This window comes from Amycolatopsis sp. NPDC024027 (assembly GCF_040638975.1).
In the GTDB taxonomy this organism is placed as follows: domain Bacteria; phylum Actinomycetota; class Actinomycetes; order Mycobacteriales; family Pseudonocardiaceae; genus Amycolatopsis.
In genome coordinates, this window is sequence record NZ_JBEZYY010000001.1 from 656,889 (window position 1) to 679,478 (window position 22,590).

Sequence of the window (22,590 nt, forward strand, 5' to 3'; positions counted from 1 at the left end):
GGGCCCTTCGCCGGTTCACGAGCGTCAGCAGCCGAGGAAGTGGCAGCGGACCACTCGGGGCGTCTCCAGCACCGAGCCCGCCTTGACGTCCCAGGCGAGCCGGACGTACTGGGCGTGCGTCCAGGCCAGCGGGGTCGCCGAGGTGTTCGGCGTGCCGGTCGGGAACCCGGGCCGGCCCGACGGCGGGTTCTCGTCCCACACCTGCTCCGGCATGGTCTCCGCCGAGCTGCTCACCCGGCCGAGGTCACGCAGCCGCCGCGCGGCCGAGGCGCTGTCGCCGAGCGTCAGCTCGTACTCCCCCCGCTCCCCGGCGAGCAGCGGCCACAACCGGCCGAACGTCGTGCGGCTCTCCGCCGGGAACGTGTAGTCCCACGGCGAGCCGTCGGCCTGCTCGCCGTAGCCGTCCTTCGTGTACCGGTGCCAGAACTGGCCGGTCGGCGTGGTGAAGGCGATGTCCTTGTCGGTGACGCGCACGCTGTTGCGGATCACCGGGTCGTCGGCCCGGTAGACGCCGAGCCGGACCAGGTCGAGGAAGCCCGCGTCGGTGACCGCGCGCTGGTCCATCGTCACGCTCGAGTTGCCGAGGTTGTACGTCGTCCCGGCGTTGGCGTCGGCGTCCTTGGTGAGCCGGACGAAGTACGGGTCCTTCGACAGCGGGCCGTTCGTGGTGATCGTCTGCTTGGGCAGGTCGGCCTTCATCTTGTCGGCCGCGGCGAGGTAGCGGGCGGCGTCGGCGGCCGCGCCGTTGTGCGAAGCGATGTCCGCGGCGCAGACGAGCCCGGCGATCACCGAGGCGATGGTCGACGGGGACCAGCCGTCCTGCTCCTCCCAGCGCTCCTGCTGGGTGTACGGCGACGCCTGCCCGTTCGGACCCCGGTACCCGAGGATGAAGTCGGCGGCCTTGCGGACGCCGGGCCACAGGTCGTTCCGCCCGAGCTGCTGGGCGAGCACGATCGGGAACGCGCTCTCGTCGAGCTGGATCGACGTCCAGTACGGGACGCCGTCCACCCGGCTGTTCTGCGGCAGGTGCCCGTCGGCCTGCTGCTGCGTGCCGAACATGTAGGACACCGCGCGGTTCGCGGCGGCCGTGTCGCCGCCGGCGGCCAGGCCGGTCGCGATCTGGTAGAGGTCACGCGGCCAGACCAGGTGGTAGGTGCCCGACGGCGACCACTCCGGGTCGTTGTTCCCGAACCGCCACGGCATGCTCGGCGACGCGATGAAGGCACCGGGGTGGTGCTTGTCCTCGCTGGCGGCGAGCGTCAGCATCGACGCCTTGTAGAGGTCGCGCTCGGCACCGGTCTTCAGCGACGACGGCGGCTTGGCGACCCCGCGCAGGTACTGCTGCCAGCCGCGGTCGTAGGCGCGCGCGATGTCGCGGAAGCCGCGCCGCTGCGACGCCTGCGCGCTCTTGAGCGCGTCGGCGGCCTTCGCGCCCATGCCGAGGGCCACGGTGACGTGCCGGTCGCGGACGCCGTCGGCGTTCGTCCGGCCGGTCAGCACGACGTTGCCCTTGGCCGCGGTGTCGTACCGGTCGAGCTTGAAGGTCTTGGCGAGCTGGGTGTTCCCGTCGGAGGCACCCGCGTAGCCGACGCTGGTCGTGGTGAACGCGGGCTGCGCGGTGAGCGCGGCGGCGTTCGTGGCGTCCTGCGCCGTGACGGCGTCACGTGCGCGGGCGGCCGAGTCGTCGGAGCCGTCGTTGGTGAGGTCCGGGTCGGCGACCGCGTAGAGCTGGTATGGCCGCCCGGTGAGCGACTGGAAGTCGACGTCCACCAGCACGGTCGTGGCGGCCGGGTCGGTGACGTAGGTCTTGCGGAGGCGCCAGCGGTGCTGGTCGTCGGTGCTGGTCTGCTCGTACGTCAGGCTGTCGTCGTCGGTCCGCCGGACCTGCTGCGACTTCGCCGAGTAGTCGGTGACGGCGAAGCTGCGGCCGTCCGTGACGACGAAGTCCATCGAGCGGACGCTGGGCGTCGACAGGTCCGGGTAGTAGACCTCGGACAGCTGCCCGCCCTGGAGGGTGAACCAGACGTTGCTGGACCGGTCGTGCGCGGTCCCGAAACCGGTCTTGTTCGCGGGTAGCCAGCTGGGATGGGTCCCGGGGGCACCGGGAGCCTCCCCCTGCGCCGCCGCGGTCGCCGGGATCAGGCCGGTGACCAGCAGCCCGGCGAGGGCGCCGAAGATGAGTTTGCGCATATCAACCCCACAGAAAAGTCGCCTCTGCACCGTTACAGAAAGGCGCCTGGCAGTCTGCCGCCGATTTCTGCCCGATGCATGGGCTGATCCGGTGAACCACTGACCGTCACTGGTCCACCGGGCCGGTTCACCAGCAGCGAACGGACTTCCCGCCGAACCGGGCGCAAGATTGTAGTAACTGCAACGCTGTAATCGAGGGATCTCCATGGACGACGCGATGGACGCCTACTCGCGCGCGGTCAGCACGGTCGCCAAGACCGTCACCCCGCACGTCGCCGGGGTGCAGCTGGCGCGCGGCAGCGGCTCGGCCGTCGTCTTCGCCGAGGACGGCCACCTGCTCACCAACGCCCACGTCGTCAGCGACCACCGGCGCGGGGTCGCCACCTTCGCCGACGGCAGCGAAGTGCCCTTCGACGTCGTCGGCGCCGATCCGCTGTCCGATCTCGCCGTGCTGCGGGCGCGGGGCGCCACGCCGGCGGCCGCCGAGCTCGGCGACGCCGACCGGCTCGTCGTCGGGCAGCTCGTCGTCGCGGTCGGGAACCCGCTCGGCTTCTCGGGGACCGTCACCGCCGGGGTCGTCAGCGCGCTCGGCCGGGCGCTACCGGTCCGGCAGGGGCGCACCACCCGCGTGATCGAGGACGTCATCCAGACCGACGCCGCCCTCAACCCCGGCAACTCCGGCGGCGCGCTCGCCGACTCGGCCGGCCGGGTCGTCGGCATCAACACCGCGGTCGCCGGGGTCGGGCTCGGGCTCGCGGTGCCGATCAACACCACCACGCGGCGGATCATCGACACACTCGTCGTCGAAGGCCGGGTGCGGCGCGCGTACCTCGGCGTGGTCGGCGTGCCCGCGCCGCTGCCGGAAGACATCGCCGAGCGCACCGGGCAGCGCGCCGGGCTGCGGGTGCGCGAAGTCGTGTCCGGCGGCCCGGCCGAGCGGGCGGGCCTGCGCGCCGGCGACCTCGTGCTGACCGTCGGGCGCACCCGCGTCTCGGACGCCCAAGGCATCCAGCGGCAGCTGTTCGCGGAAGTGATCGGCACCGCGCTGCCGATCACCGTGCTGCGCAACGGCGCCATGGTCGACGTCTACGCGACCCCGGCCGAGTTGGTCGGGTGAGGTGAGGAGACTTGAGTATCGCGCTTCGGCGTGGCATGGTCGGGGCACAACAGCAACGCGGGAGCTCGCGCCATGGCGGGCTGAGAGGGTGACTTGCGATTTCGCAGGCGTCACCGACCGCATGAACCTGACCGGGTAATGCCGGCGTAGGGAGTGAAAGTCGTTGACGACGCTGCAAAACAGTGCTGCCGTAAGCGTGACCACCGGGCCGATCACCGGTTCGCACAAGGCGTACAACCAGACCGAATCCGGGCTCCGCGTCCCCGTGCGGCGGATCGATCTCTCCAACGGTGAACAGTTCGACGTCTACGACACCTCCGGCCCGTACACGGATCCGGACGTCGAGATCGACGTCCACAGTGGACTTCACCGGCTGCGGGCCGGGTGGGCCGACGGGCGCGAGCACAACACCCAGCTCGGCTGGGCCAAACAGGGCGTCATCACCCGCGAAATGGAGTACATCGCCGCACGCGAACGGGTTTCGCCCGAATTCGTGCGCGACGAGGTCGCCCGCGGCCGCGCCGTGATCCCGGCCAACCGCAAGCACCCCGAGACCGAGCCGATGATCATCGGCAAGAACTTCCTGGTGAAGATCAACGCCAACATGGGTAACTCGGCCGTCTGGTCGTCGGTTGAGGAAGAGGTCGACAAGATGGTGTGGGCCACCCGCTGGGGTGCCGACACGATCATGGACCTGTCCACCGGCAAGCGGATCCACGAGACGCGGGAGTGGATCATCCGCAACTCGCCGGTGCCGGTCGGCACCGTGCCGATCTACCAGGCGCTGGAAAAGGTCGACGGCGAACCGGAAAAGCTGTCGTGGGAGGTGTACCGCGACACCATCATCGAGCAGTGCGAACAGGGTGTCGACTACGTCACCGTGCACGCCGGCGTGCTGCTGCGCTACATCCCGCTGACCGCGCGGCGCGTCACCGGCATCGTCAGCCGCGGCGGGTCGATCATGGCCGCGTGGTGCCTCGCGCACCACCGGGAGTCCTTTTTGTACACGCACTTCGAGGAACTCTGCGAGATCCTCCGGCAGTACGACGTCACGTTCTCCCTCGGCGACGGCCTGCGCCCGGGCTCGATCGCGGACGCCAACGACCGTGCCCAGTTCGCCGAGCTGGAAACCCTCGGTGAGCTGACGCACATCGCGCGCTCGCACGACGTCCAGGTGATGATCGAGGGCCCCGGCCACGTGCCGATGCACAAGATCAAGGAGAACGTGGAGCTCGAGGAAAAGCTCTGCGGCGAGGCGCCGTTCTACACCCTCGGTCCACTCGCGACGGACATCGCGCCGGCGTACGACCACATCACGTCGGCCATCGGCGCGGCGCAGATCGGCTGGTACGGCACGGCGATGCTGTGTTACGTGACGCCGAAGGAGCACCTCGGCCTGCCCAACCGCGACGACGTCAAGACCGGCGTGATCACGTACAAGATCGCCGCGCACGCCGCGGACCTGGCCAAGGGGCACAAGTACGCGCAGGAGTGGGACGACGAGCTGTCGAAGGCGCGGTTCGAGTTCCGCTGGAACGACCAGTTCAACCTGTCGCTCGACCCGGACACCGCGCGCTCGTTCCACGACGAGACGCTGCCCGCCGAGCCGGCCAAGACCGCGCACTTCTGCTCGATGTGCGGACCGAAGTTCTGCTCGATGCGGATCACGCAGGACGTCCGCAAGTACGCCGAAGAGCACGGACTGTCCACTGTGGAGGCAATCGAAGCCGGCATGGCTTCGAAGTCGGCGGAGTTCACCGAGTCCGGCGGCCAGGTCTATTTGCCGGTGGTGCAGCCGTGACACCGAGGACCGCCCTCACCATCGCCGGATCGGACTCCGGCGGTGGTGCGGGCATCCAGGCCGACCTGCGGACCTTCTTCGCGCACGGGGTGCACGGGCTGGTCGCGCTGACGGCGGTCACCGTGCAGAACTCGCTGGGCGTGCAGGGTTTCACGGAGATCCCGGCCGACGTCGTCACCGCGCAGATCAAGGCGGTGGCGTCGGACATGGGCGTCAACGCCGCGAAGACGGGCATGCTGGCGACGGCCGAGATCATCCGTTCGGTGGCGAAGACCCTGGACGAGGTCGAGGTCGGCCCGTTCGTGGTCGACCCGGTCGCGGCCTCGATGACGGGTGACCCGCTGCTGCGCGAGGACGCCCTGGAGGCGATCCGCACGGAGCTGTTCCCGCGCGCGACGCTGATCACGCCGAACCTCGACGAAGTCCGGTTGCTGACGGGCGTTTCGGTCGTGGACCCGGCTTCGCAGCGTTCGGCCGCCGAAGCTTTGCTGGAGTTCGGTTCGCGGTGGGTCCTGGTGAAGGGCGGCCACATGCGGGGGACGGCCGACTGCGTGGACCTGCTCTCGGACGGCCGCGAGTTCATCGAATTGAGCGGCCCCCGGTACGAGACGGAGAACACCCACGGCGGCGGGGACACGTTGGCGTCGGCGATCACGGCGTCGCTGGCGAAGGGCGCTTCGGTGCCGGACGCCGTGGCGGCGGGGAAGAAGTTCATCGAGCGGTGTGTGGCGGAGGCCTACCCGCTGGGTGCGGGGGTGGGGCCGGTCTCGCCGTTCTGGGTGCTGGACAAGAACTAGCGGACCGGCTGGAGTTCGCGGCCGTCGTACTCCTCGCGGGCCGAGCGGATGCGGCCGAAGTTCGCCTGGCTCCACGTGCTCAACGCGATCAGGTGCGCGCCCACCTCGGCGCCCATCTCCGTCAGCGCGTACTCCACCGTCGGCGGGGTGGTCGGGTACACCGTGCGGGTCACGAAGCCGTCGCGCTCCAGGTGGCGGAGGTTCTGGGTCAGCATCTTCTGGCTGATGCCGTCGACCGCGCGGCGCAGCTCGCCGAAGCGGTGCGGGCCGCGGGCCAGTGCGCCCAGGACCAGCGCCGTCCACTTGTTGGCCAGCAGGTCCAGCACGTCGCGGCACGGGCAGTTCCGCAAGTACACATCCCAGGGTCCGCCCTGGTCGCAGGTGGTATCCATCAGGTACCTAGTTTACCGGAAAGTGCCTTCTGGCGAAAAGTGACGAACGATCCGAAGATGGAGGGCGACCCCGAGATCCAAGGAGAGAACCGATGCGCATCGTGACCCAAGAGACCCTCGGCGGGCCGGAGGTGCTCCGCGTCACCGAGGCACCGCGCCCCGAACCCGGGCCGACGGAGGTCCTGGTGCGAGTACACGCAGCCGCGGTCAACCCGGTCGACTGGAAAGTACGGCGCGGCGGCGGGTTCCTCGGCGAACCGCCGTTCACCGTCGGCTGGGACGTCGCCGGGGTCGTCGAGGAGGCCGGCTTCGGCGCGACCGGGGTCCAGGAGGGCGACGAAGTCCTCGGTATGCCGTGGTTCCCGCGTCCGGCCAACGCCTACGCCGAGTACGTCACCGCGCCCTCGCGGCACTTCGTGCGCAAGCCCGCCGGGCTGTCGTTCGCCGAGGCCGCCGCCCTTCCCCTCGCCGGGCTGACCGCCTGGCAGGGCTTGGTCGACGTCGCCGACGTCCGGCCAGGGCAGCGGGTGTTCGTCGACGCCGCGGCGGGCGGAGTCGGCCACCTCGCCGTGCAGATCGCCAAGGCCCGTGGTGCGCACGTCATCGGCACGGCCAGCGCGGGCAAGCACGGCTTCCTGCGCGAACTCGGCGTCGACGAGCCGATCGACTACCACGACACCGCGGCCACCACGTCCGATGTGGACGTCTACTTCGGACTCGTCGGCGAGGACAGCGACCTCCGCTGGCTCCCCGCCATCAAGGAAGGCGGCCTGCTGATCGGCGTGCCCAGCGGGGTTGCCGACCGGGTCGAAAAAGCCGCCGAAACCAGGAATGTGCACACGAGACGGCTCCTCGTCGAACCCGACCGCGGCGGGCTGACCGGCCTCGTCGAACTGATCGAAGCCGGTCAGCTGAAGGTCCGCGTCGACCAGACCTTCCCGCTGGAGGACGCCGCCAAGGCGCACGAGCTGGGTGAGTCGGGCCGGGTGTCCGGCAAGCTCGTGCTGACCGTCTAACCCCGCGCGAGCACCTGGGGCAGCACCGTCGTGAGCCCGGTCCAGTCCGCGGTGACCACCGACGCGTGCTGCTTCGCCAGGTCGGCGACGCGCTGGTTGGCCTGGTCGACCGTCGGGTTGTGGCCGTCGATGGCCGGCGCGACGTTCTGCGCGTCGGTCATCACGACGTAGTAGTGGTTGGCGTCGTACCACCAGGGCCCGGTCTGGGTCACCCACGCGTTCGCGTCGCCGTCGAAGACCACGAACCACGGCTTGAGGTCGGCGGTGTACTTGTCCCGCGGGTCACCGCCGCCCGCGCCGTGCACGGTCGGGAAGATGTTCGCGTCGCCGAGCTTGCCGGCGTTCTTCAAGCCGATCAGGTAGCGCGCGTACTCGACGTCGGTCTTCAGCGTGTCGGTCGGGTTGCCCTCCTCGACCGTGCCCGGGATGACCTCGGTGATCACCCGGCCCCGCAACGCGTCCACGGACGGCCAGTTGTCCGCTTTGGCCGCGTCGTCGAGCGTCGCGTAGTTCCCGAGCAGCTCGGCCGGGCGGAACGCGACGCTGCCGAGGTGCGAGCGGAAGGTGGCGTCCAGTTCGTCCGGCCCCATGCCGGTGTTGTCCGAGAAGCCGGTCTTCATCTCCAGCTTGAGCGTGATCGGCGTGTGCCCGGGGTGGGCGGCCAGCCAGATCCGGATGTCGTCGAGGCAGTACTCGAGGTTCTTGTTCTTCCCGCCGGAGTACAGCTGCGACGCCGAAGTCGCGGCGACGCAGTTGTTCTGGTTCCCCAGCGGGTTCGAGTGGCTGACCTTCCATTCGTGGGTGAAGAAGTCCGGCCAGACGTCGAGCTCGATCAGCGACGACCCGGCGTCGAGGGCCCGGGCGAGGTAGTCGTAGGCCGCCGGGTCGTACGTGTTGTGCACGCCGACCGTGGTGACGTGGGAGAGCTTCGGACTGTCCGCGCTGGCGGCGGTCGCTCCGGAGAGCGTCAAAGCAGCAGTGAGGAGGACCACCGAGAAGAGCTTCATCCAGGCTCCTTCGCCCGTGAACTGGTGAGTAGCCCACACAATGTGCCACCGTGGTGGCCTGTTGATGAAGGAAAAGCGGCCGATTGGCCTAGACCAGAAGTCGGGTAGACCCATGACCTCGAGCCCCCCTTCGGCGTTGACGATCGCCGGTTCGGACTCCGGCGGCGCCGCCGGGCTGCAGGCGGACCTGCGCACGTTCCTGACCTGCGGCGTGCACGGCCTGGTCGCGGTCACCGCCGTCACCGTGCAGAACACCCTGGGCGTGCACGACCGCGCCGACCTGCCGCCGCACATCGTGGCCGGGCAGATCGAGGCCGTGGCGGCGGACATGGGCGTCGGTGCGGCGAAGACCGGCATGCTGGCCTCGGCCGAGATCATCCACGCCGTCGCCGCGGCGTGCGACACCGCCGAAATCGGGCGGGACGCGAAGATCCCCTTCGTCGTGGACCCGGTGGCGGCGTCGATGCACGGCCAGCCCCTGTTCGATGAGGCCGGGCTCGTGGCGCTGCGCGACGAACTGCTGCCGCGCGCGACGGTGCTGACCCCGAACCTCGACGAGGTCCGGCTGCTCACCGGGATGACCGTGACCGACCGCGAGGGCATGCACACCGCGGCCGTCGTGCTGCACCGGATGGGCCCGCGGTACGTCCTGGTCAAGAGCGGGCACCTGCAGGCCGACCCGGAGTGCGTGGACCTGCTGTTCGACGGATCGACGTTCGTCGAGCTGCCGGGGCGGCGGTACCCGACGCCGCACACGCACGGCGCGGGCGACACGATGGCGTCGGCGCTCACCGCGGGCCTGGCCAAGGGGATGTCCGTGGTCGAGGCCGCGCGCTACGGCAAGTGGTTCGTCTCGCACGCGGTCGAGCACGCCTACCCGATGGGCGCCAAGGTCGGCCCGGTCTCGGCCTTCTGGCGGCTGGCACCCGAGGAGCGCTGAGTACCCGCCCGGTTACCATCCCTGCGTTTACTGATCCTTGACCGAAGCGGGGGGCGGCCTTGACCGGGCGTGAGCGGGTGGCGAAGTTCCTCGAGAGCCGCCGCTTCCAGAACTTCATCATCGCCGTGATCGTCTTCAACGCGGTCACCCTCGGCATGGAGACGTCCACGTCCCTGATGGCCGGGTACGGCGATCTCCTGCACGTCCTCGACCACCTCGCGCTGGGCATCTTCGTCGCCGAGCTGCTGGCCAAGTTCTACGCCTACCGCGGCGGCTTCTTCCGCGACAACTGGAACGTCTTCGACCTGCTGGTGGTCGGCATCGCGGTGATCCCGGCGACCGGGCCGTTCGCGGTGCTGCGGTCGCTGCGCGTGTTGCGTGTCCTGCGGCTGATCTCCGTCGTGCCGTCGATGCGGAAGGTCGTTTCCGGGCTGCTCGCCGCGATCCCCGGGATGGCGTCGATCGCCGCGCTGCTCGCGCTGATCATCTTCGTGGCCGGCGTGATGGCGACGAAGCTGTTCGGCACCATCGACCCCGGCGACTTCGGCGACCTCGGCACGTCGCTGTTCACCCTGTTCCAGGTGATGACCGGCGAGGCGTGGCCGGACATCGCGAAGACGATCATGGAACAGGCGCCGACGGCCTGGATCTTCTTCGTCGTCTACATCCTGGTGTCCAGCTTCGCGGTGCTGAACCTCTTCATCGCCGTCGTGGTCAGCGGCATGGAGGACGAACTGCGCCAGGACATCCGCGAGGAAGAGGCGAAGCAGGCCGAAACGCAGGCCGCGGCCAACCAGGAAATCCTCGACGAACTCCGCGCCCTGCGCGCGGAACTGGCCGAGCTGCGCCGGACGGCCGTTCAGCCGTCCGTGATCAGGGCTTCTTCCGGGCGCGGCGGCCCATGATGGTCCCGCCGATCACGGCCACGAGAGCGAGCACCACGAGCACGCCGCCCATGGGGCCGTCGGGAAACCAAATCGCGGCCAGTGTCGAGTCCACCACGCCCACCTCCCCAGGTGTGCCGGTTGACGGTCGACCGGCCTGCCGCCGGAGTACCCGCTCACCCCGCGCGCCACACCCGAGGCGGGTCCTAGTCGTCCGCGATCAGGGCCTCGAGCGCCGGGATCGCCGCCGTCAGGGCTTCGCGATGCTCGGGCGAGAGCCGGTCGAGGCGCCGGTTCAGCTCCTGCACCCGCGTCGACCGGACGCCGGAGACGAGCCGCTCGCCCTCTTCGGTCGCCTTCGCCAGCCAGGCCCGGCGGTCGACCGGGTCGGACTCGCGGCTGACGTACCCCGCCTCGACCAGGGACGCGATGATCCGCGACATCGTCGCCGCGGCCACGCCCTCCTTGGCCGCGAGGTCGCCGAGCCGCAACTGGCCCGCGTGCACCAGCGTCGCCAGCGCGGAGAGGGCGCCGTGGCCCGGCCCCGGGACACCCGCCTGCCGCAGTGACCGGGACAGCCTGCCCACGGCGAGGTACAACCTGCCCGAGACGTCCTGGACCGATGTGCTCGTCACGGCTGGCTCCTTCTGCCCTCACCCCGCCGCGGCTGCGCCGGAAAGTGCCGTCCACCTTACGGGCACGCCGTGCACACTCGGCGTGAAGGCGCGGTGTTCTACCGGGGCTTCGCCCCGGGCCGGGGGCTCCGCCACCCGGAACCCCCGAAAAGCAGCGTGGTTCACCGGGGTGGACTCGACGCCTGCGCCCAGAACCGCTGCGGCACGCGCCCGGCCTCGCGGGCCAGCCGCCCGGCGACGACCGCGGCCCGCATCGCCGCGGCCATCCGCTCGGGATCGGCCGCCCGGGTGACCGCGGTGGAGAGCAGGACCGCGTCGCAGCCGAGCTCCATCGCCAGCGTCGCGTCCGACGCCGTGCCGATCCCGGCGTCCAGGATCACCGGGACGCCCGCGCGCGAAACGATCAGCTCGATGTTGTGCGGGTTCCGGATGCCGAGGCCGGTGCCGATCGGCGCGCCCAGCGGCATCACCGCGGCGCAGCCGGCTTCCTCCAGGCGCAGCGCGAGCACCGGGTCGTCGTTCGTGTAGGCGAACACGGTGAACCCGTCGGCGGCCAGCCGCTCGGCGGCGTCGAGGGTCTCGAACGGGTCCGGCAGCAGCGTCCGGTCGTCGGCGTGCACTTCGAGCTTGATCAGGTCGGTCTCCAGTGCCTCCCGCGCGAGCTGCGCGGTGAGCACGGCCTCGGCGGCCGTCCGGCAGCCCGCCGTGTTCGGCAGCAGCTCGATGCCGAGCCGTTTCAGGAGTTCGAGGACGCCGGAGCCGCCTTCGGCGTCGGCGCGGCGCATGGCGACGGTGGTCAGCTCGGTGCCGGACGCGACGAGCGCGCGTTCCAGGACGGCGAGGTTGGCCGCGCCGCCGGTGCCGATGATCAGCCGGGACGTCAGCTTGCAGGGGCCGATGACCAGTGGTGCTTCGTCCATTTCAGCCTCCCTGGACCGCGGTGAGCACGTCGACGCCCGCCCCCTTGGGCACGGCGGTGGCCGCCCAGTCGGCGCGGCGGACGACGACTCCGTCGACCGCGACGGCGATCCCGGGCCGCTGCCCGCCGGTGGCGTCGAGGACGTCGGCGACGGTGGCGCCGTCCGGGAACGCCGCCCACTCGCCGTTGAGCTTGATCTCCATCACACGTGCTCCTTCTGGTGCAGGCGGGCGGGGGACGCGGCGGCGGTGCCTTCCGGCGGCTCGTCCCCGTCGAGCCAGGCGACCACGGCGTCCGCGGTCACCGGAGCCATCAGCAGGCCGTTGCGGTGGTGCCCGGTCGCGGCGAAAACACTGCCGCCCAAGGCGCCCAGGTACGGCAGCGCGTCCCGGCTGCCGGCCCGCAGGCCGGCGGCGATCTCGGTCAGCTCGTACTCGGTGATCGCGGGGAAGACGCGTTCGGCGCCTTCGAGCAGCTCGCGCACGCCGCGGGCGGTGACGGCCCGGTCGAACCCGGCTTCGTACTGGGTGGCGCCGAGGACCAGCTCTTGGTCGCCGCGCGGGACGAGGTAGACCGGGCGGCCTTCGACGACGGCGCGGACGGTGTGCGTGGGTGGCGGCAAGCAGCCGCGGCGGGGCTTGAGCCGGAGGATTTCGCCCTTGAGCGGGCGGACGGCGCCGGCGAGCAGCGGGTGCAGCCGCCCGGTCCAGGCGCCCGCGGCGAGCACGACGGCTTCGGCGTCCGGGAGTTCTTCGACGCGCTCGCGCACGAACCGCACCTGGTGGCCGACGCAGGCCGCGTACAGCGCGTCGAGCAGTTTCCGGTTGTCCACGGCCAGGTCGCCGGGCACGTGGAGTCCACTTCGGACGGATCCGGTGCCGGGTTCGAGCCGCTTGACCTCCCGCCCGGTGAGCCGCTCGGCCGCGCGGCCGAGCGAGTGCAGGTGGCCGGCCAGGATGTCCAGGTAGCCGGCGTCGGCGCTGTCGAAGGCGACGACGAGCGTGCCGTGGCCGGCCAGCCCCGGGTCGAAGCCCTCTTCCGCCAGGTCACGCGCGAACCCGGGCCACCGCTTCAGCGAGGCTTCGCCGAGGCGGAGGACGTCCTCCTCGCCCGGCCACGCCTCGGTGACGGGGGCGAGCATGCCCCCGGCCAGCCAGGACGCCCCGCCGCGGGCGGGTTCGGGGTCGTAGACGGTCACTTCCCGGCCGGTGCGCGCGGCGCGCCACGCGGCGGACAGGCCGATCACGCCGCCGCCCACCACTGCCAGGTTCGTCATGGAATCACGCTCCCTGCGCCGGCATGACCCGGATCAGGTTCCACGGTCGGAGCGGCAGCTCCCTCTCAGCCCGTGCCTCGGGCTCCCGTGCGGACACCTCCACCTTAACCGGCGGGGTACGGTCGCCGCTATGCCCGCCCTCTCCGGTGACAAGATCCGCGCCCGCCTCGACGGCGCGCGCCTGTACCTGTGCACGGACGCCCGCACCGACCGTGGCGACCTGGCCGCCTTCGCCGACGCGGCCCTGGCGGGCGGCGTCGACATCATCCAGCTGCGCGACAAAACCGGTGCGCTGGAGGCGGCCGGCGAGATCGCGGCGCTGGAGGTGCTGGCGGAGGCGTGTGCCCGCCACGGGGCGTTGCTGTCGGTGAACGACCGGGCCGACGTGGCGCTGGCCGTCGGGGCCGACGTGCTGCACCTGGGCCAGGACGACATCCCGGTGCCGCTGGCCCGCCGGATCCTGGGCGACGAGGTGGTGATCGGCCGCTCGACGCACTCGCTCGACCAGGCGCTCGCGGCGGCCGCGGAGCCGGGGGTGGACTACTTCTGCACCGGCCCGTGCTGGCCGACGCCGACCAAGCCGGGCCGCCCGGCACCGGGCCTGGACCTGGTGCGCGCGACGGCGGCCTGGACCCCCGACCGGCCGTGGTTCGCGATCGGCGGCATCGACGGCGAGCGGCTGCCTTCGGTGCTGGAGGCTGGAGCCTCCCGGATCGTCGTGGTCCGGGCGATCACCGAGGCCGAGGACCCCGAGGCCGCGGCGCGCGAACTGCGAGCCCGCCTGCCCTGACCTGGCCCGAACTCGCCGATGCCGCGAATGACTCATTCGGGACGTCCGAGGTCCCGAATGAGTCATTCGCGGCGCTGCTAGGGGGTCGGCGTCGCCGCGGCGCCCTTGCTGGTCGGCGGGGTCGCCGACGTTGCCGGCGCCGAGGCCGACGGCTGGCCGGTCGTCGTGCTCGGGGTGGTCGTCGGGGCCTCCGACGACGTCGCGGGGGCGGTCGAACTCGTCGAAGGCGGCGTTGTCGTCGTCTCCGTCGGGGACAGCTGCGTGTCGTTCGCCGAGGTCGGCGGGGTCGTCGACGGCGTCTGGTCCGTGCGGCCGCTGCCGCCCGAGAAGATCTTGCCGAGGCTCGGGCCCGTGCCGCCGCCGATCTGGGTGCCCGTCGCCGACTCGAAGCCGACGATCGACAGGATCGCCACCGCGAACGCGGCCACGCTCGTGCCGATGATCAGCGGCCAGCGCAGCTTCCGCAGCCGCGCGGACAGCCGTGACGGCTCCTCCTCCGGCGGTTTCAGCTGTACCGTCGGCTGGTCGGTGATCGGCACGTCCGACGGCTCTTCGGCCGGTCCCCGCCGCCGGATGCCCGACGTCGCCAGCTGGCGCGCCCTGAGCGCCGCCTCGCGGGTGCGCTGCAGCGAGCGCAGGTACAGCTCGCTGCCGACCGTCGACACCACGCTCGCCACGCCGGCGCCGACCACGGTGCCCGCCACGCCCAGTGTCGAGCCGAGCAGCGCCGCGGTCACCGCCGCCAGCGCCGCCGCCAGGACCTGCGCGATCCGCAGGCCCGATTTCTCTTCTTTCGCTTCCGAAGCCGCTACGTTCTCCTTGCTCATGATCCCGATCTAGGTAGTCCGTGTTCTCCCCTGTCCAACGTCTAAGGCGCGTGAGGCACTCCCCTCGTTGCCGCAGCGTGAGGAGGACCACTCCATCTGTCCATAATGGACACTCCGGATCGAACGTTTTCTTGACATACTCGGCACATGGAACTGGTGACGATCTCTGACATCGAGGCCGCCGCGAAGCGCGTCGAAGATGTCGCCGTACGCACGCCTCTGCTGCTCCAAACCTGGGATCCCCGCGGAACCCTGTGGCTTAAACCCGAAAGCCTGCAACCGGTCGGGGCGTTCAAGGTGCGCGGCGCGTTCAACGCCATCGCCGCCCTCGACGACGCGGCCCGCGCCCGCGGCGTCATCGCGTACTCCAGCGGCAACCACGCGCAGGCAGTCGCGTACGCGGCGCAGCGGTACGGCGTGCCCGCGGTGATCGTCGTGCCGGACGTGGCGCCGCGGATCAAGGTCGAGGCCACCCGCGCGTACGGAGCCGAGGTGATCGAGGTGCCGATCGGCGAACACGAGGGGAAAGCGCGCGAACTGGCCGCCGAACGCGGGCTGACCCTCGTCCCGCCGTTCGATCACGCGGCCATCATCGCCGGGCAGGGCACGGCGGGACTGGAGATCGCCGAGGACCTGCCGGACGTCGACGTCGTGCTGGTGCCGATCAGCGGCGGCGGGCTGGCGGCCGGCGTCGGTACCGCGATCAGGGCCCGCTGCCCGCGGGCGCGCGTGATCGGCGTCGAGCCCGCGCTGGCCGCGGACGTCGCCGACAGCCTCCGGCAGGGCCGGCTGGTCCGCTGGCCGCAGGCCGACCGCGCCAAGACGATCGCCGACGGCCTGCGCTCGCAACCGTCGGAACTGACCTTCGCCCATTTGCTCGAAGTCGTCGACCGGATGGTGACGGTGACCGAGGACGAGATCCGGGAGGCCGTCCGCGTCCTCGCGCGCAAGGCCCGGCTGGTGGCCGAGCCCAGCGGCGCGGTGACGACGGCGGCGTACCTCTTCCACGCCGACGAGCTGCCGGCCGGGAAGACCGTCGCGCTGGTCTCGGGCGGCAACGCGGACCCGGCACTGTTCGCGGAGATCCTCGCGGGTTAGGAGCCGGCGACCGGGGTCCCGCCGCCGCGGATGTGCGTCGGCGGGCCCTCGACGCCGCAGTGGTAGCACTTGCCCAGGTGGGGGCACTCGTCGTCGGGCTTGGCCTCCGCCGGGGGCGCGAGGACGCCGTTGTGGATGCCCAGCGCGATCAGGCCGCCGGCGATGGCCAGTGCCGCGCAGATGACCAGCGCCGTCCGCCAGCCCGCCGTCAGCGCGACCGGGTCGGTGTACGCCTCGCCGGTCAGCCCGGCCGCGGCGGGCAGCACCGCCACCGCCAGCAGGCCGCCCGAGCGCGCGATGGCGTTGTTGACGCCGGACGCGACACCGGCGTAGCGGTCCGGGGCCGCGGCGAGCACCGTCGCGGTCACCGGAGCCACGACCGTCGCCAGGCCGAGCCCGAACACCACCACCGCGGGCAGCACCGCGCCGAGGTAGGACGCCCCGGGCGCGATGCGCAGCATCAGCAGCATCCCGATGCCGACGACGATCGGGCCCACCACCAGCTGCGCCCGCGGGCCGATGCGCTGCGCGAGCGCGCCGGAGCGGCCCGAGAGCAACAGCATGATCACCGTCAGCGGCAGGCCGGCCAGCCCGGACGCGGTCGGCGAGTAGCCGAGCGAGACCTGCAGCTGCATGACCAGCAGCATCATCACGCCGCCGAGCGCCGCGTACATGGCGAAGGTCAGCGCGTTGGCCAGGGTGAACGTGCGGTCGCGGAACAGCGACGGCGGCACGAGCGGCTCCGCCGACCGGTGCTGGACGGCGACGAACGAGGCCAGCCCCGCGATGCCCAGCAGGCCCGCGACCAGCACGATCGGGTCGCCGATGCCGCGGGCGGGCGCTTCCACCAGCGCACCGGTGACCCCAGCCAGGCCCAGAGCACCGAGGGCGGCAGCGCCGAAGTCCGGGTGCCCGGTGGCTTCCGGGTCACGGGATTCGGGGACGAACTTCCGCGCCATGAGCACCACCGCGACCGCGATCGGCACGTTGATGAGGAACGCCAGCCGCCACGACCAGACCTGCACGAGGAAGCCGCCGAGCAGGGGCCCGGCGGCGGCCGCGATGCCGCCGAGGCCCGACCAGGCGCCGATCGCGCGGGCGCGGGCGTCGTGCACGAAGGACGCCTGGAGGATCGCGAGCGACCCGGGCGTCAGGAGCGCACCGCCGATGCCCTGCAGGATCCGCATCGCGACGAGCATCTCGGTGGACGTCGCGGCGGCGCACAGGCCGGACGCGACGCCGAACCAGACGACGCCGACGAGGTACATGCGGCGCCGGCCGTACCGGTCGCCGAGCGAACCGGCGACGAGGATCAGCGCGGCGAGCGCCAGCAGGTAGCCGTCCAGGATCCACTGGAGCCCCGCGACCGAGGCGTTGAGTTCGGCGCCGATGCGGGGCAGGGCGACGTTGACGATCGTGCCGTCGAGCATCGCCATGCCGGAGCCGAGGATGGTGGTCGCGAGGACACCGCGCGCGGCGCCGGTCCCCCATCGGATCCCGGTGTCTTCAGTGGCAGTCACCCGGTCACTTCACCTTGACCGGGGACCGCCGTCAACCGCGCCGCTTACGGCAGCAGCGTCGTCACGAACTTGTAGCGGTCACCGCGGTAGACCGAGCGGGCGAACTCGACCGGCTTGCCGTCCGTGGCGAACGAGTGGCGGGTCAGCATCAGCACCGGCATGCCGACGTCCGCGCCGAGCATTTCCGCTTCCTGCGGGCCCGCCAGCGACGTCTCGATCGTTTCTTCCGCGCGTTCGAGTTCGACGCCGTAGTGCTCGCGTAGAACGGCGTACAACGAACCGCCGGCCGAGACGTGCTTGCGCAGCCCGCGGAAACGGCCGAGGGGAAGGTGCGTCGTCTCCAGCGCCATCGGCTGGGAGTCCGCCAGTCGAAGTCGTCGAAGACGAAGGATTTTCGCGCCGGTCCGGATTCCGAGCAGCTTGGCGAGGTCGCCCTCGACCGGCATTTCTTCGACCTCGAGGAGCTTCGAGGACGGCTTCAGGCCCTGCTTGCGCATGTCCTCGGTGTAGGAGGACAGCTGCAGCCGCTGGGCGAGCTTCGGCTCGGCCGCGAAGGTGCCTTTTCCCTGCACACGGTGCAGGCGGCCTTCGGCGGTGAGGTCGGCCAGCGCCTGGCGCACGGTGGTGCGGGAGACCGTGAACTCCCCGGCGAGCGCGCGTTCGGTCGGGATCGGCGACCCCGGCGGCAGCACGTCCAAGAGGTCGAGGAGGTGCTGTTTCAGCGCCCAGTATTTGGGCTCGCGCTGCCCGCGCATCCCGGCGACGGCGCCCGCCTCGCCCGTGGTGGTGGTCTCCAACATGCCCGGCTCCCTATGTCTTCCCTCATCGCACGCCACGTCCCCGTAAGAAACGTACCCTTTTCCCCAAACGCGCCGCCCCTATAACATTGGTCTAGACCTGACCGACGCCGCCTGAGTCCGGTACATAATGCCGGAGGTGGAGAGGAAAATGATGACCGAACAACGGCCCGGCGTGCACATGGCCGCGGAGATCGCCCAGCAGCCGGACGTCCTGGCCGGACTGGTGGCGCGTCAGGCGGAAATCGCCGAAGTGGCGGAAAAGATCTCACAGAGGCCTCCGCGGTTCGCTTTGCTCGCCGCGCGTGGATCGAGCGACCACGCAGCGTTGTACGCGAAGTACCTGATCGAGGTACTGCTCGGCCTTCCGGCCGGTCTGGTTTCCCCCTCGACGGCGACGCTGTACGGCGCGCGGCCCGATTTGCGGGACGTGCTGTTCGTCACGGTCAGCCAGAGCGGCGGCTCGCCCGACCTGATCGAGGTCACCGAAACGGCGCGCCGCCAGGGCGCGCTGACGGTGTCGGTCACCAACACGCCGGACTCGCCGCTGCGGGCGGCGTCCGAGCTCGGCGTCGACATCGGCGCGGGCGTCGAGAAGGCCGTCGCGGCCACCAAGACGTACTCCGCGACGCTGATGGCGCTGTACCTGCTGATCGACGCGGTGCGCGGCGGCAAGGCGGCCGACGCTGAGAAGATCGGCGAGCTGGCGCAGCAGACCCTCGACGGCGCCGAGGAGGGCGTGCAGCGCGCGGTCGACCGGTACCGCTTCGTCGACCGGGTCCTCACCACCGGCCGCGGCTACTCCTACGCGAGCGCGCTCGAGGGTTCGCTCAAGCTCGCCGAGACCAGCTACCTCGCCGCCCGCGCGTACAGCGGCGCGGACCTGCTGCACGGCCCGGTCGCGGCGGTCGACGGCGAGACCGCCGTGCTCGCGGTGACCAGCGCCGGGCACGGCGGCCGCGCGATGCACGAGGTCCTCAAGGCCGTCAGCAAGCGCGGTGCGGACGTCCTCGCGGTCGGTTCGGCCGCCGCCGAGGTGCCCGCGGCGCTGCGCATCGACGTCGCCCCCACGGTCGAGGAGCTGGCGCCGATCCTGGAGATCCTGCCGATCCAGCGGATCGCGCTCGGCCTGTCGCTGGCCCGCGGCGGCGACCCGGACAGCCCGCGCGGCCTGCTGAAGGTGACCAAGACCCGGTGAGCTTCGCGGTGGGCGTCGACGCCGGCGGCACGTCGACCAGGGCGGCCCTGGTCGACGCCACCGGCGCGGTGCTGGGCACCGGGCGCGGTGAAGGGGCCAACCCGAATGCGCACGCGCCCGAGGTCGCCGCGGGCCGGATCGCCGGCGCGATCACCGCGGCGCTCGGCGCCCACGACCCCGGGGCGGTGCGGGCGTGCGTCGTCGGCATGGCCGGGGTCAGCAAGCTGAGCGACCAGGGCGTGGCGGCGGTCTTCGACGCGGCGTGGACGCGAATCGGTCTCACGTGTGCCGTCCGGACGGTCGCCGACGCCGAAGTGGCGTACGCGTCGGCGACGCCGGCCCCGGACGGGACGGTCGTCGTCGCCGGCACCGGCTCGATCGTGGGCCGGATCCGGAAGCGCCGGCTGGCCGGCACGACCGGCGGCTACGGCTGGCTGCTCGGCGACGAAGGGTCGGCGTTCTGGCTCGGCCGCGAAGCCGTCCGCTCCACTTTGGAGGCACTCGGGCGCGGGCGGCCGCTCGACGGGCTGCCCTCGGCGGTGCTCACCGCCGCGCTCGGACCGTCCGGTTTGGACGTCCGCGACGACGCCGCGCGGCTGGCCGCGTCCCGGGCGTTGATCACCGCGGCCAACGCGGAGGCGCCCGTCCGGCTCGCCCGGTTCGCCCCGTTGGTGAGCGCGGCGCACGACGCGGGCGAGCCCGCGGCCCGGGAGATCGTCGCCCGCGCGGCCGGGTTCCTGGCCGAGAACGCCCTCGCGGCGCGCGAGCCCGGCGAGTCGACTCCCATCGTGCTCGTCGGCTCGGTGCTCACCGGGGCCAGCCCGGTCGGCGAGCTCGTCCGCCGCCGGTTGACCGGCCTCGAGGTGCTGACCAGCTCCGATGGGGTGCTCGGGGCGGCGTGGCTGGCTGCCGTGGAGGCGTTCGGCGAGGGCGCGCCGCGGCCCCGGCCGGAACGATATTGAGCAAAACGCGGCGCAAAGACGCGAAAACGTCGACTGAACCCGGGTAGTCCGGGTACCGTAGGCAGTGGCCCCCGGACCCTCCCCCCTCGCCGGGGGCCGCCTTATGCCCCGGGTACGTCGTCCGAGCGGGTTTCCGGCACCAGGCGCAGGCCGGGATGCTCCGGCGGCAACGCCCGGTAGAGCACCCAGCCACTGACCGCGACGGTGAGCGCGACGAGCGGCCACGACAGCACCGTGCGGGCCACGCCGAGCGCGAGCACCTGGCCGGCCGACCACAGCAGGCCGTAGACGACCACGCGCAGCGTGTACTGGAGCACCCACACCCAGCTGGCCCGCGAGTAGGCCTTGAGCAGCACGGCGTCGCGGCGCCAGCGCGTCTTCTGGCCCAGCAGCAGGCCGACGACCACGCCGAGCAGCGGCCACCGCACGACGATGCTGGCCGCCCACAGCAGAGCGCTGGCCACATTGGACATCAGCTGCAGCAGGAAGAAGTCCTGGGCCCGGCCGGTGTGCAGGGCGATCAGCGCGGCGGCGACGACGGCGGCCAGGCTGACGACCAGTGCGCGCACCTTGCCGCCACGGGCGAGCCGGTAGACCCCGACCGCGACGGCGACCACGACGGCGGCACCGGCACCCCAGGCGACGGACTGCCCGGCGGCGAGCCAGCCGGCGACGAAGCCGACGGGCGGGATGCTGGCGTCGAGCGCGCCCCGGCGGCCACCGAGGATCTGCGTGAGCGATTCGCGGGGTTCTCCGGACACGTGTCCAGCCTGCCGGATCGCGTCCGGGACGCCCCGGGCAGGGAGATTTTCGCCACATCGGGTGCCGGGTTTGCCTCCGAGTGTGCGGTTTCACGGCATGCCGAAGGTGAAGACTGCGTAATAGAGAGGCGCAGAAGGCCGACAAGATAAGACACTGTTACCGCAGGCTGAACGCCCGGGGGTGAGCGGGTTTGCGGCCGATGGTTAGTTGAGGTGTACAACTACATGTCGGGGTGTGTCGGTCGCAGGATGGGAAGGGGACCCACGTGTACGGATTCGACAGCTACGTAGCCCTCGGTGACAGCTTCACCGAGGGCCTCAACGACGGCCTGCCGGACGGCTCCTTCCGGGGGTGGGCCGATCGGCTCGCGGAGGTCCTGGCGGCCGGCCGCAGCGACTTCCGCTACGCCAACCTGGCGCTGCGGGGCAAGATGCTCGACGAGATCCTGGACGAGCAGCTCCCGATCGCCCTGGAGCTGAAGCCCGACCTGGTCACGCTCTGTGCCGGCGGCAACGACATCATCGTCCCGGGTGCGGACGTCGACGCGGTCACCGAGCGCCTGGAGGAGGGCGTCGCGAAGCTGCGCGAGGCGGGCATCCCGGTGCTGATGTTCAACGGCCCGGACACAAAGGTCCTGTCGGTGATGTCGGTGCTGCGCGGCAAGGTGGCGATCTACAACACGAACCTGTGGGCGATCGCGGAGCGCCACGGAGCCCGCATGGTCGACCTGTGGACGATGGCCCCCCTGCACGACCGCCGCGCCTGGAGCGACGACCGCCTGCACTTTTCCCCGGAGGCCCACCGCCGCATCGCGATGAAGGCGGCGGAGGTCCTGGGCATCCCGCTGGAGAGCGACTGGCGCGAGCCGTGGCCCCTGGAGGAGGCCCCGAACCGCTGGATCGACTCCCGGCGATCGGACCTGACGTGGACGAAGGTGCACCTGCTGCCCTGGATCCGGCGGCAGCTGCGCGGCGAGTCGATGGGTGACGGGTTGTCGCCGAAGCGGCCTCAACTGGCGCCGCTGGTGCCGTTGGACGTGCTCGAGGTGCCGGACAGCGCTCCGCACCAGCAGGCCAGTTGAGGGTTTGGCGGGTTTAGGGATGTGTTGATCACCGCTGGCCGCGGCGCCTGAGTGGCCGGGTTCGAGGGGTGGCCACGGCGGACTGATCGGGGTGGCGCGCTTGGTTCCCTGCGGCGGGCTTGCGAGCTCGGCGAAGCGGCCGGATCGCGGCGGCCGGATATCGAGGCTGCCCACGGTGGCTGATCGGGCCTGGCAGCCACGCTTGGTGCGCTTGATCGCCCTGCGGCGGGCCTACGCGGCCCGGCAAAGTCGCCGAATCGGCAGCCGCCGGATATCGAGGCTGCCCACGGTGGCTGATCGGGCCTGGCGGCCATGCTCAGTGCGCTTGATCGCCCACGGTGGGCTTGCGGGGCTCGGCAAAGTCGCCGAATCGGCAGCCGCCGGATATCGAGGCTGCCCACGGTGGCTGATCGGGCTTGGCGGCCATGCTCAGTGCGCTTGATCGCCCACGGTGGGCTTGCGGGGCTCGGCGAAGTCGCCGGCTCCCGGCTCCCGGCTCCCGGCTCCCGGCTCCCGGCTCCCGGCTCCCGGCTCCCGGCTCCCGGCTCCCGGCTCCCGGCTCCCGGCTCCCGGCTCCCGGC

At 71.6% G+C, this 22,590-nt stretch carries 23 protein-coding genes and 2 riboswitches; of the genes, 11 read left to right on the top strand and 12 right to left on the bottom strand.

Annotation, left to right across the window (positions count from 1 at the left end):
• Window positions 1-24: 24 nt before the first annotated feature.
• Entirely contained in the window at window positions 25-2,190 is a 2,166-nt protein-coding gene (locus AB0F52_RS03200) for a glycoside hydrolase family 15 protein (protein WP_360163993.1), read from the bottom strand.
• 205 nt (window positions 2,191-2,395) lie between these two features.
• On the opposite strand from AB0F52_RS03200, the gene AB0F52_RS03205 reads away from it, so the two are divergent.
• The 3 genes from AB0F52_RS03205 to thiD (AB0F52_RS03215) all read left to right on the top strand — a co-directional run bounded on the left by AB0F52_RS03205 (window position 2,396) and on the right by thiD (AB0F52_RS03215) (window position 5,905).
• The gene (locus tag AB0F52_RS03205) at window positions 2,396-3,307 is read left to right on the top strand and encodes a trypsin-like peptidase domain-containing protein (protein WP_360163995.1); all 912 of its coding nucleotides are present in this window, start codon (window positions 2,396-2,398) and stop codon (window positions 3,305-3,307) included.
• 47 nt (window positions 3,308-3,354) lie between these two features.
• Window positions 3,355-3,477: riboswitch (TPP riboswitch) on the top strand.
• Window positions 3,471-5,108, top strand: a complete 1,638-nt coding sequence (gene thiC / locus AB0F52_RS03210; RefSeq protein WP_360163997.1) for a phosphomethylpyrimidine synthase ThiC — start codon at window positions 3,471-3,473, stop codon at window positions 5,106-5,108. (Overlaps the previous riboswitch by 7 nt.)
• Window positions 5,105-5,905: a bifunctional hydroxymethylpyrimidine kinase/phosphomethylpyrimidine kinase gene (thiD, locus tag AB0F52_RS03215; protein WP_360163999.1), complete on the top strand. Its 801-nt coding sequence runs from the start codon at window positions 5,105-5,107 to the stop codon at window positions 5,903-5,905. The genes thiC and thiD (AB0F52_RS03215) overlap by 4 nt, the downstream gene beginning before the upstream one ends.
• Here the strand turns inward: thiD (AB0F52_RS03215) and AB0F52_RS03220 are convergent.
• Window positions 5,902-6,297 (bottom strand): helix-turn-helix domain-containing protein, encoded by a 396-nt coding sequence (locus AB0F52_RS03220; protein WP_360164001.1) that lies wholly within the window; start codon window positions 6,295-6,297, stop codon window positions 5,902-5,904. The genes thiD (AB0F52_RS03215) and AB0F52_RS03220 overlap by 4 nt on opposite strands.
• Window positions 6,298-6,389: 92 nt before the next feature.
• On the opposite strand from AB0F52_RS03220, the gene AB0F52_RS03225 reads away from it, so the two are divergent.
• Complete coding sequence (locus AB0F52_RS03225; RefSeq protein WP_360164003.1) at window positions 6,390-7,313, top strand: NADP-dependent oxidoreductase; 924 nt, start codon at window positions 6,390-6,392, stop codon at window positions 7,311-7,313.
• Here the strand turns inward: AB0F52_RS03225 and AB0F52_RS03230 are convergent.
• Window positions 7,310-8,320 (bottom strand): phosphatidylinositol-specific phospholipase C domain-containing protein, encoded by a 1,011-nt coding sequence (locus AB0F52_RS03230; RefSeq protein WP_360164005.1) that lies wholly within the window; start codon window positions 8,318-8,320, stop codon window positions 7,310-7,312. The two genes, AB0F52_RS03225 and AB0F52_RS03230, sit on opposite strands and share 4 nt — an antisense overlap.
• A 112-nt stretch (window positions 8,321-8,432) precedes the next feature.
• Between AB0F52_RS03230 and thiD (AB0F52_RS03235) the strand changes: the two genes are divergently transcribed.
• Both thiD (AB0F52_RS03235) and AB0F52_RS03240 read left to right on the top strand, forming a co-directional pair.
• Window positions 8,433-9,260, top strand: coding sequence for a bifunctional hydroxymethylpyrimidine kinase/phosphomethylpyrimidine kinase (gene thiD, locus AB0F52_RS03235; protein ID WP_360164007.1), 828 nt, complete (start codon window positions 8,433-8,435; stop codon window positions 9,258-9,260).
• A 59-nt stretch (window positions 9,261-9,319) separates the two neighbouring features.
• Window positions 9,320-10,165, top strand: coding sequence for an ion transporter (locus tag AB0F52_RS03240; protein ID WP_360164009.1), 846 nt, complete (start codon window positions 9,320-9,322; stop codon window positions 10,163-10,165).
• Here the strand turns inward: AB0F52_RS03240 and AB0F52_RS03245 are convergent.
• The 5 genes from AB0F52_RS03245 to thiO form a co-directional block, all read right to left on the bottom strand.
• On the bottom strand, window positions 10,134-10,259 hold the full coding sequence (locus AB0F52_RS03245) for a hypothetical protein (RefSeq protein WP_360164011.1): 126 nt from the start codon (window positions 10,257-10,259) through the stop codon (window positions 10,134-10,136). The genes AB0F52_RS03240 and AB0F52_RS03245 overlap by 32 nt on opposite strands.
• A 91-nt stretch (window positions 10,260-10,350) precedes the next feature.
• The gene (locus tag AB0F52_RS03250) at window positions 10,351-10,779 is read right to left on the bottom strand and encodes a MarR family transcriptional regulator (protein WP_103336361.1); all 429 of its coding nucleotides are present in this window, start codon (window positions 10,777-10,779) and stop codon (window positions 10,351-10,353) included.
• Window positions 10,780-10,940: 161 nt separating this feature from the next.
• The gene (locus AB0F52_RS03255; RefSeq protein ID WP_360164013.1) at window positions 10,941-11,699 is read right to left on the bottom strand and encodes a thiazole synthase; all 759 of its coding nucleotides are present in this window, start codon (window positions 11,697-11,699) and stop codon (window positions 10,941-10,943) included.
• A 1-nt stretch (window position 11,700) separates the two neighbouring features.
• A complete protein-coding gene (gene thiS / locus AB0F52_RS03260; protein WP_360164015.1) occupies window positions 11,701-11,901 on the bottom strand; it encodes a sulfur carrier protein ThiS in 201 nt (66 codons plus the stop codon).
• The gene (gene thiO, locus AB0F52_RS03265) at window positions 11,901-12,974 is read right to left on the bottom strand and encodes a glycine oxidase ThiO (RefSeq protein WP_360164017.1); all 1,074 of its coding nucleotides are present in this window, start codon (window positions 12,972-12,974) and stop codon (window positions 11,901-11,903) included. The genes thiS and thiO overlap by 1 nt, the downstream gene beginning before the upstream one ends.
• Window positions 12,968-13,073, bottom strand: a riboswitch (TPP riboswitch). It overlaps the preceding gene by 7 nt.
• 31 nt (window positions 13,074-13,104) lie before the next feature.
• Between thiO and thiE the strand changes: the two genes are divergently transcribed.
• Window positions 13,105-13,764 carry a thiamine phosphate synthase gene (gene thiE / locus AB0F52_RS03270; protein ID WP_360164019.1) on the top strand — a complete coding sequence of 220 codons (660 nt, stop codon included), beginning with the start codon at window positions 13,105-13,107 and terminating at the stop codon, window positions 13,762-13,764.
• A gap of 77 nt (window positions 13,765-13,841) precedes the next feature.
• Here thiE and AB0F52_RS03275 read toward each other — a convergent pair whose 3' ends face one another.
• Window positions 13,842-14,591: a hypothetical protein gene (locus tag AB0F52_RS03275; protein ID WP_360164021.1), complete on the bottom strand. Its 750-nt coding sequence runs from the start codon at window positions 14,589-14,591 to the stop codon at window positions 13,842-13,844.
• Window positions 14,592-14,738: 147 nt separating this feature from the next.
• On the opposite strand from AB0F52_RS03275, the gene AB0F52_RS03280 reads away from it, so the two are divergent.
• A complete protein-coding gene (locus AB0F52_RS03280; protein WP_360164023.1) occupies window positions 14,739-15,689 on the top strand; it encodes a threonine/serine dehydratase in 951 nt (316 codons plus the stop codon).
• On the opposite strand, the gene AB0F52_RS03285 is transcribed toward AB0F52_RS03280, so the two are convergent.
• On the bottom strand, window positions 15,686-17,209 hold the full coding sequence (locus AB0F52_RS03285) for an MFS transporter (protein WP_360164025.1): 1,524 nt from the start codon (window positions 17,207-17,209) through the stop codon (window positions 15,686-15,688). The genes AB0F52_RS03280 and AB0F52_RS03285 overlap by 4 nt on opposite strands.
• A gap of 44 nt (window positions 17,210-17,253) precedes the next feature.
• A complete protein-coding gene (locus AB0F52_RS03290) occupies window positions 17,254-18,009 on the bottom strand; it encodes a GntR family transcriptional regulator (RefSeq protein ID WP_086846871.1) in 756 nt (251 codons plus the stop codon).
• A gap of 148 nt (window positions 18,010-18,157) precedes the next feature.
• Here AB0F52_RS03290 and AB0F52_RS03295 point away from each other — a divergent pair, with 148 nt between their 5' ends.
• A complete protein-coding gene (locus AB0F52_RS03295; RefSeq protein WP_360164027.1) occupies window positions 18,158-19,204 on the top strand; it encodes an SIS domain-containing protein in 1,047 nt (348 codons plus the stop codon).
• Window positions 19,201-20,166: a BadF/BadG/BcrA/BcrD ATPase family protein gene (locus AB0F52_RS03300; RefSeq protein ID WP_360164029.1), complete on the top strand. Its 966-nt coding sequence runs from the start codon at window positions 19,201-19,203 to the stop codon at window positions 20,164-20,166. The genes AB0F52_RS03295 and AB0F52_RS03300 overlap by 4 nt, the downstream gene beginning before the upstream one ends.
• 101 nt (window positions 20,167-20,267) lie before the next feature.
• Here AB0F52_RS03300 and AB0F52_RS03305 read toward each other — a convergent pair whose 3' ends face one another.
• Window positions 20,268-20,927, bottom strand: coding sequence for a DUF3159 domain-containing protein (locus AB0F52_RS03305; RefSeq protein WP_360164031.1), 660 nt, complete (start codon window positions 20,925-20,927; stop codon window positions 20,268-20,270).
• Between the two features lie 266 nt (window positions 20,928-21,193).
• On the opposite strand from AB0F52_RS03305, the gene AB0F52_RS03310 reads away from it, so the two are divergent.
• Complete coding sequence (locus AB0F52_RS03310) at window positions 21,194-22,009, top strand: SGNH/GDSL hydrolase family protein (protein WP_360164033.1); 816 nt, start codon at window positions 21,194-21,196, stop codon at window positions 22,007-22,009.
• Window positions 22,010-22,590: the final 581 nt, after the last annotated feature.

What these genes read in the sequence shown, in the direction of transcription:
- thiD (WP_360164007.1), top strand. Translation starts at nt 8,433, where the DNA reads ATGACCTCGAGCCCCCCTTCGGCGTTGACGATCGCCGGTTCGGACTCC.
- AB0F52_RS03230 (WP_360164005.1), bottom strand. Translation starts at nt 8,320, where the DNA reads ATGAAGCTCTTCTCGGTGGTCCTCCTCACTGCTGCTTTGACGCTCTCC.
- AB0F52_RS03200 (WP_360163993.1), bottom strand. Translation starts at nt 2,190, where the DNA reads ATGCGCAAACTCATCTTCGGCGCCCTCGCCGGGCTGCTGGTCACCGGC.
- AB0F52_RS03255 (WP_360164013.1), bottom strand. Translation starts at nt 11,699, where the DNA reads ATGGACGAAGCACCACTGGTCATCGGCCCCTGCAAGCTGACGTCCCGG.
- AB0F52_RS03280 (WP_360164023.1), top strand. Translation starts at nt 14,739, where the DNA reads ATGGAACTGGTGACGATCTCTGACATCGAGGCCGCCGCGAAGCGCGTC.
- AB0F52_RS03290 (WP_086846871.1), bottom strand. Translation starts at nt 18,009, where the DNA reads ATGTTGGAGACCACCACCACGGGCGAGGCGGGCGCCGTCGCCGGGATG.
- thiO (WP_360164017.1), bottom strand. Translation starts at nt 12,974, where the DNA reads ATGACGAACCTGGCAGTGGTGGGCGGCGGCGTGATCGGCCTGTCCGCC.
- thiE (WP_360164019.1), top strand. Translation starts at nt 13,105, where the DNA reads ATGCCCGCCCTCTCCGGTGACAAGATCCGCGCCCGCCTCGACGGCGCG.
- thiS (WP_360164015.1), bottom strand. Translation starts at nt 11,901, where the DNA reads ATGGAGATCAAGCTCAACGGCGAGTGGGCGGCGTTCCCGGACGGCGCC.
- AB0F52_RS03205 (WP_360163995.1), top strand. Translation starts at nt 2,396, where the DNA reads ATGGACGACGCGATGGACGCCTACTCGCGCGCGGTCAGCACGGTCGCC.
- AB0F52_RS03275 (WP_360164021.1), bottom strand. Translation starts at nt 14,591, where the DNA reads ATGAGCAAGGAGAACGTAGCGGCTTCGGAAGCGAAAGAAGAGAAATCG.
- AB0F52_RS03220 (WP_360164001.1), bottom strand. Translation starts at nt 6,297, where the DNA reads ATGGATACCACCTGCGACCAGGGCGGACCCTGGGATGTGTACTTGCGG.
- AB0F52_RS03225 (WP_360164003.1), top strand. Translation starts at nt 6,390, where the DNA reads ATGCGCATCGTGACCCAAGAGACCCTCGGCGGGCCGGAGGTGCTCCGC.
- AB0F52_RS03295 (WP_360164027.1), top strand. Translation starts at nt 18,158, where the DNA reads ATGATGACCGAACAACGGCCCGGCGTGCACATGGCCGCGGAGATCGCC.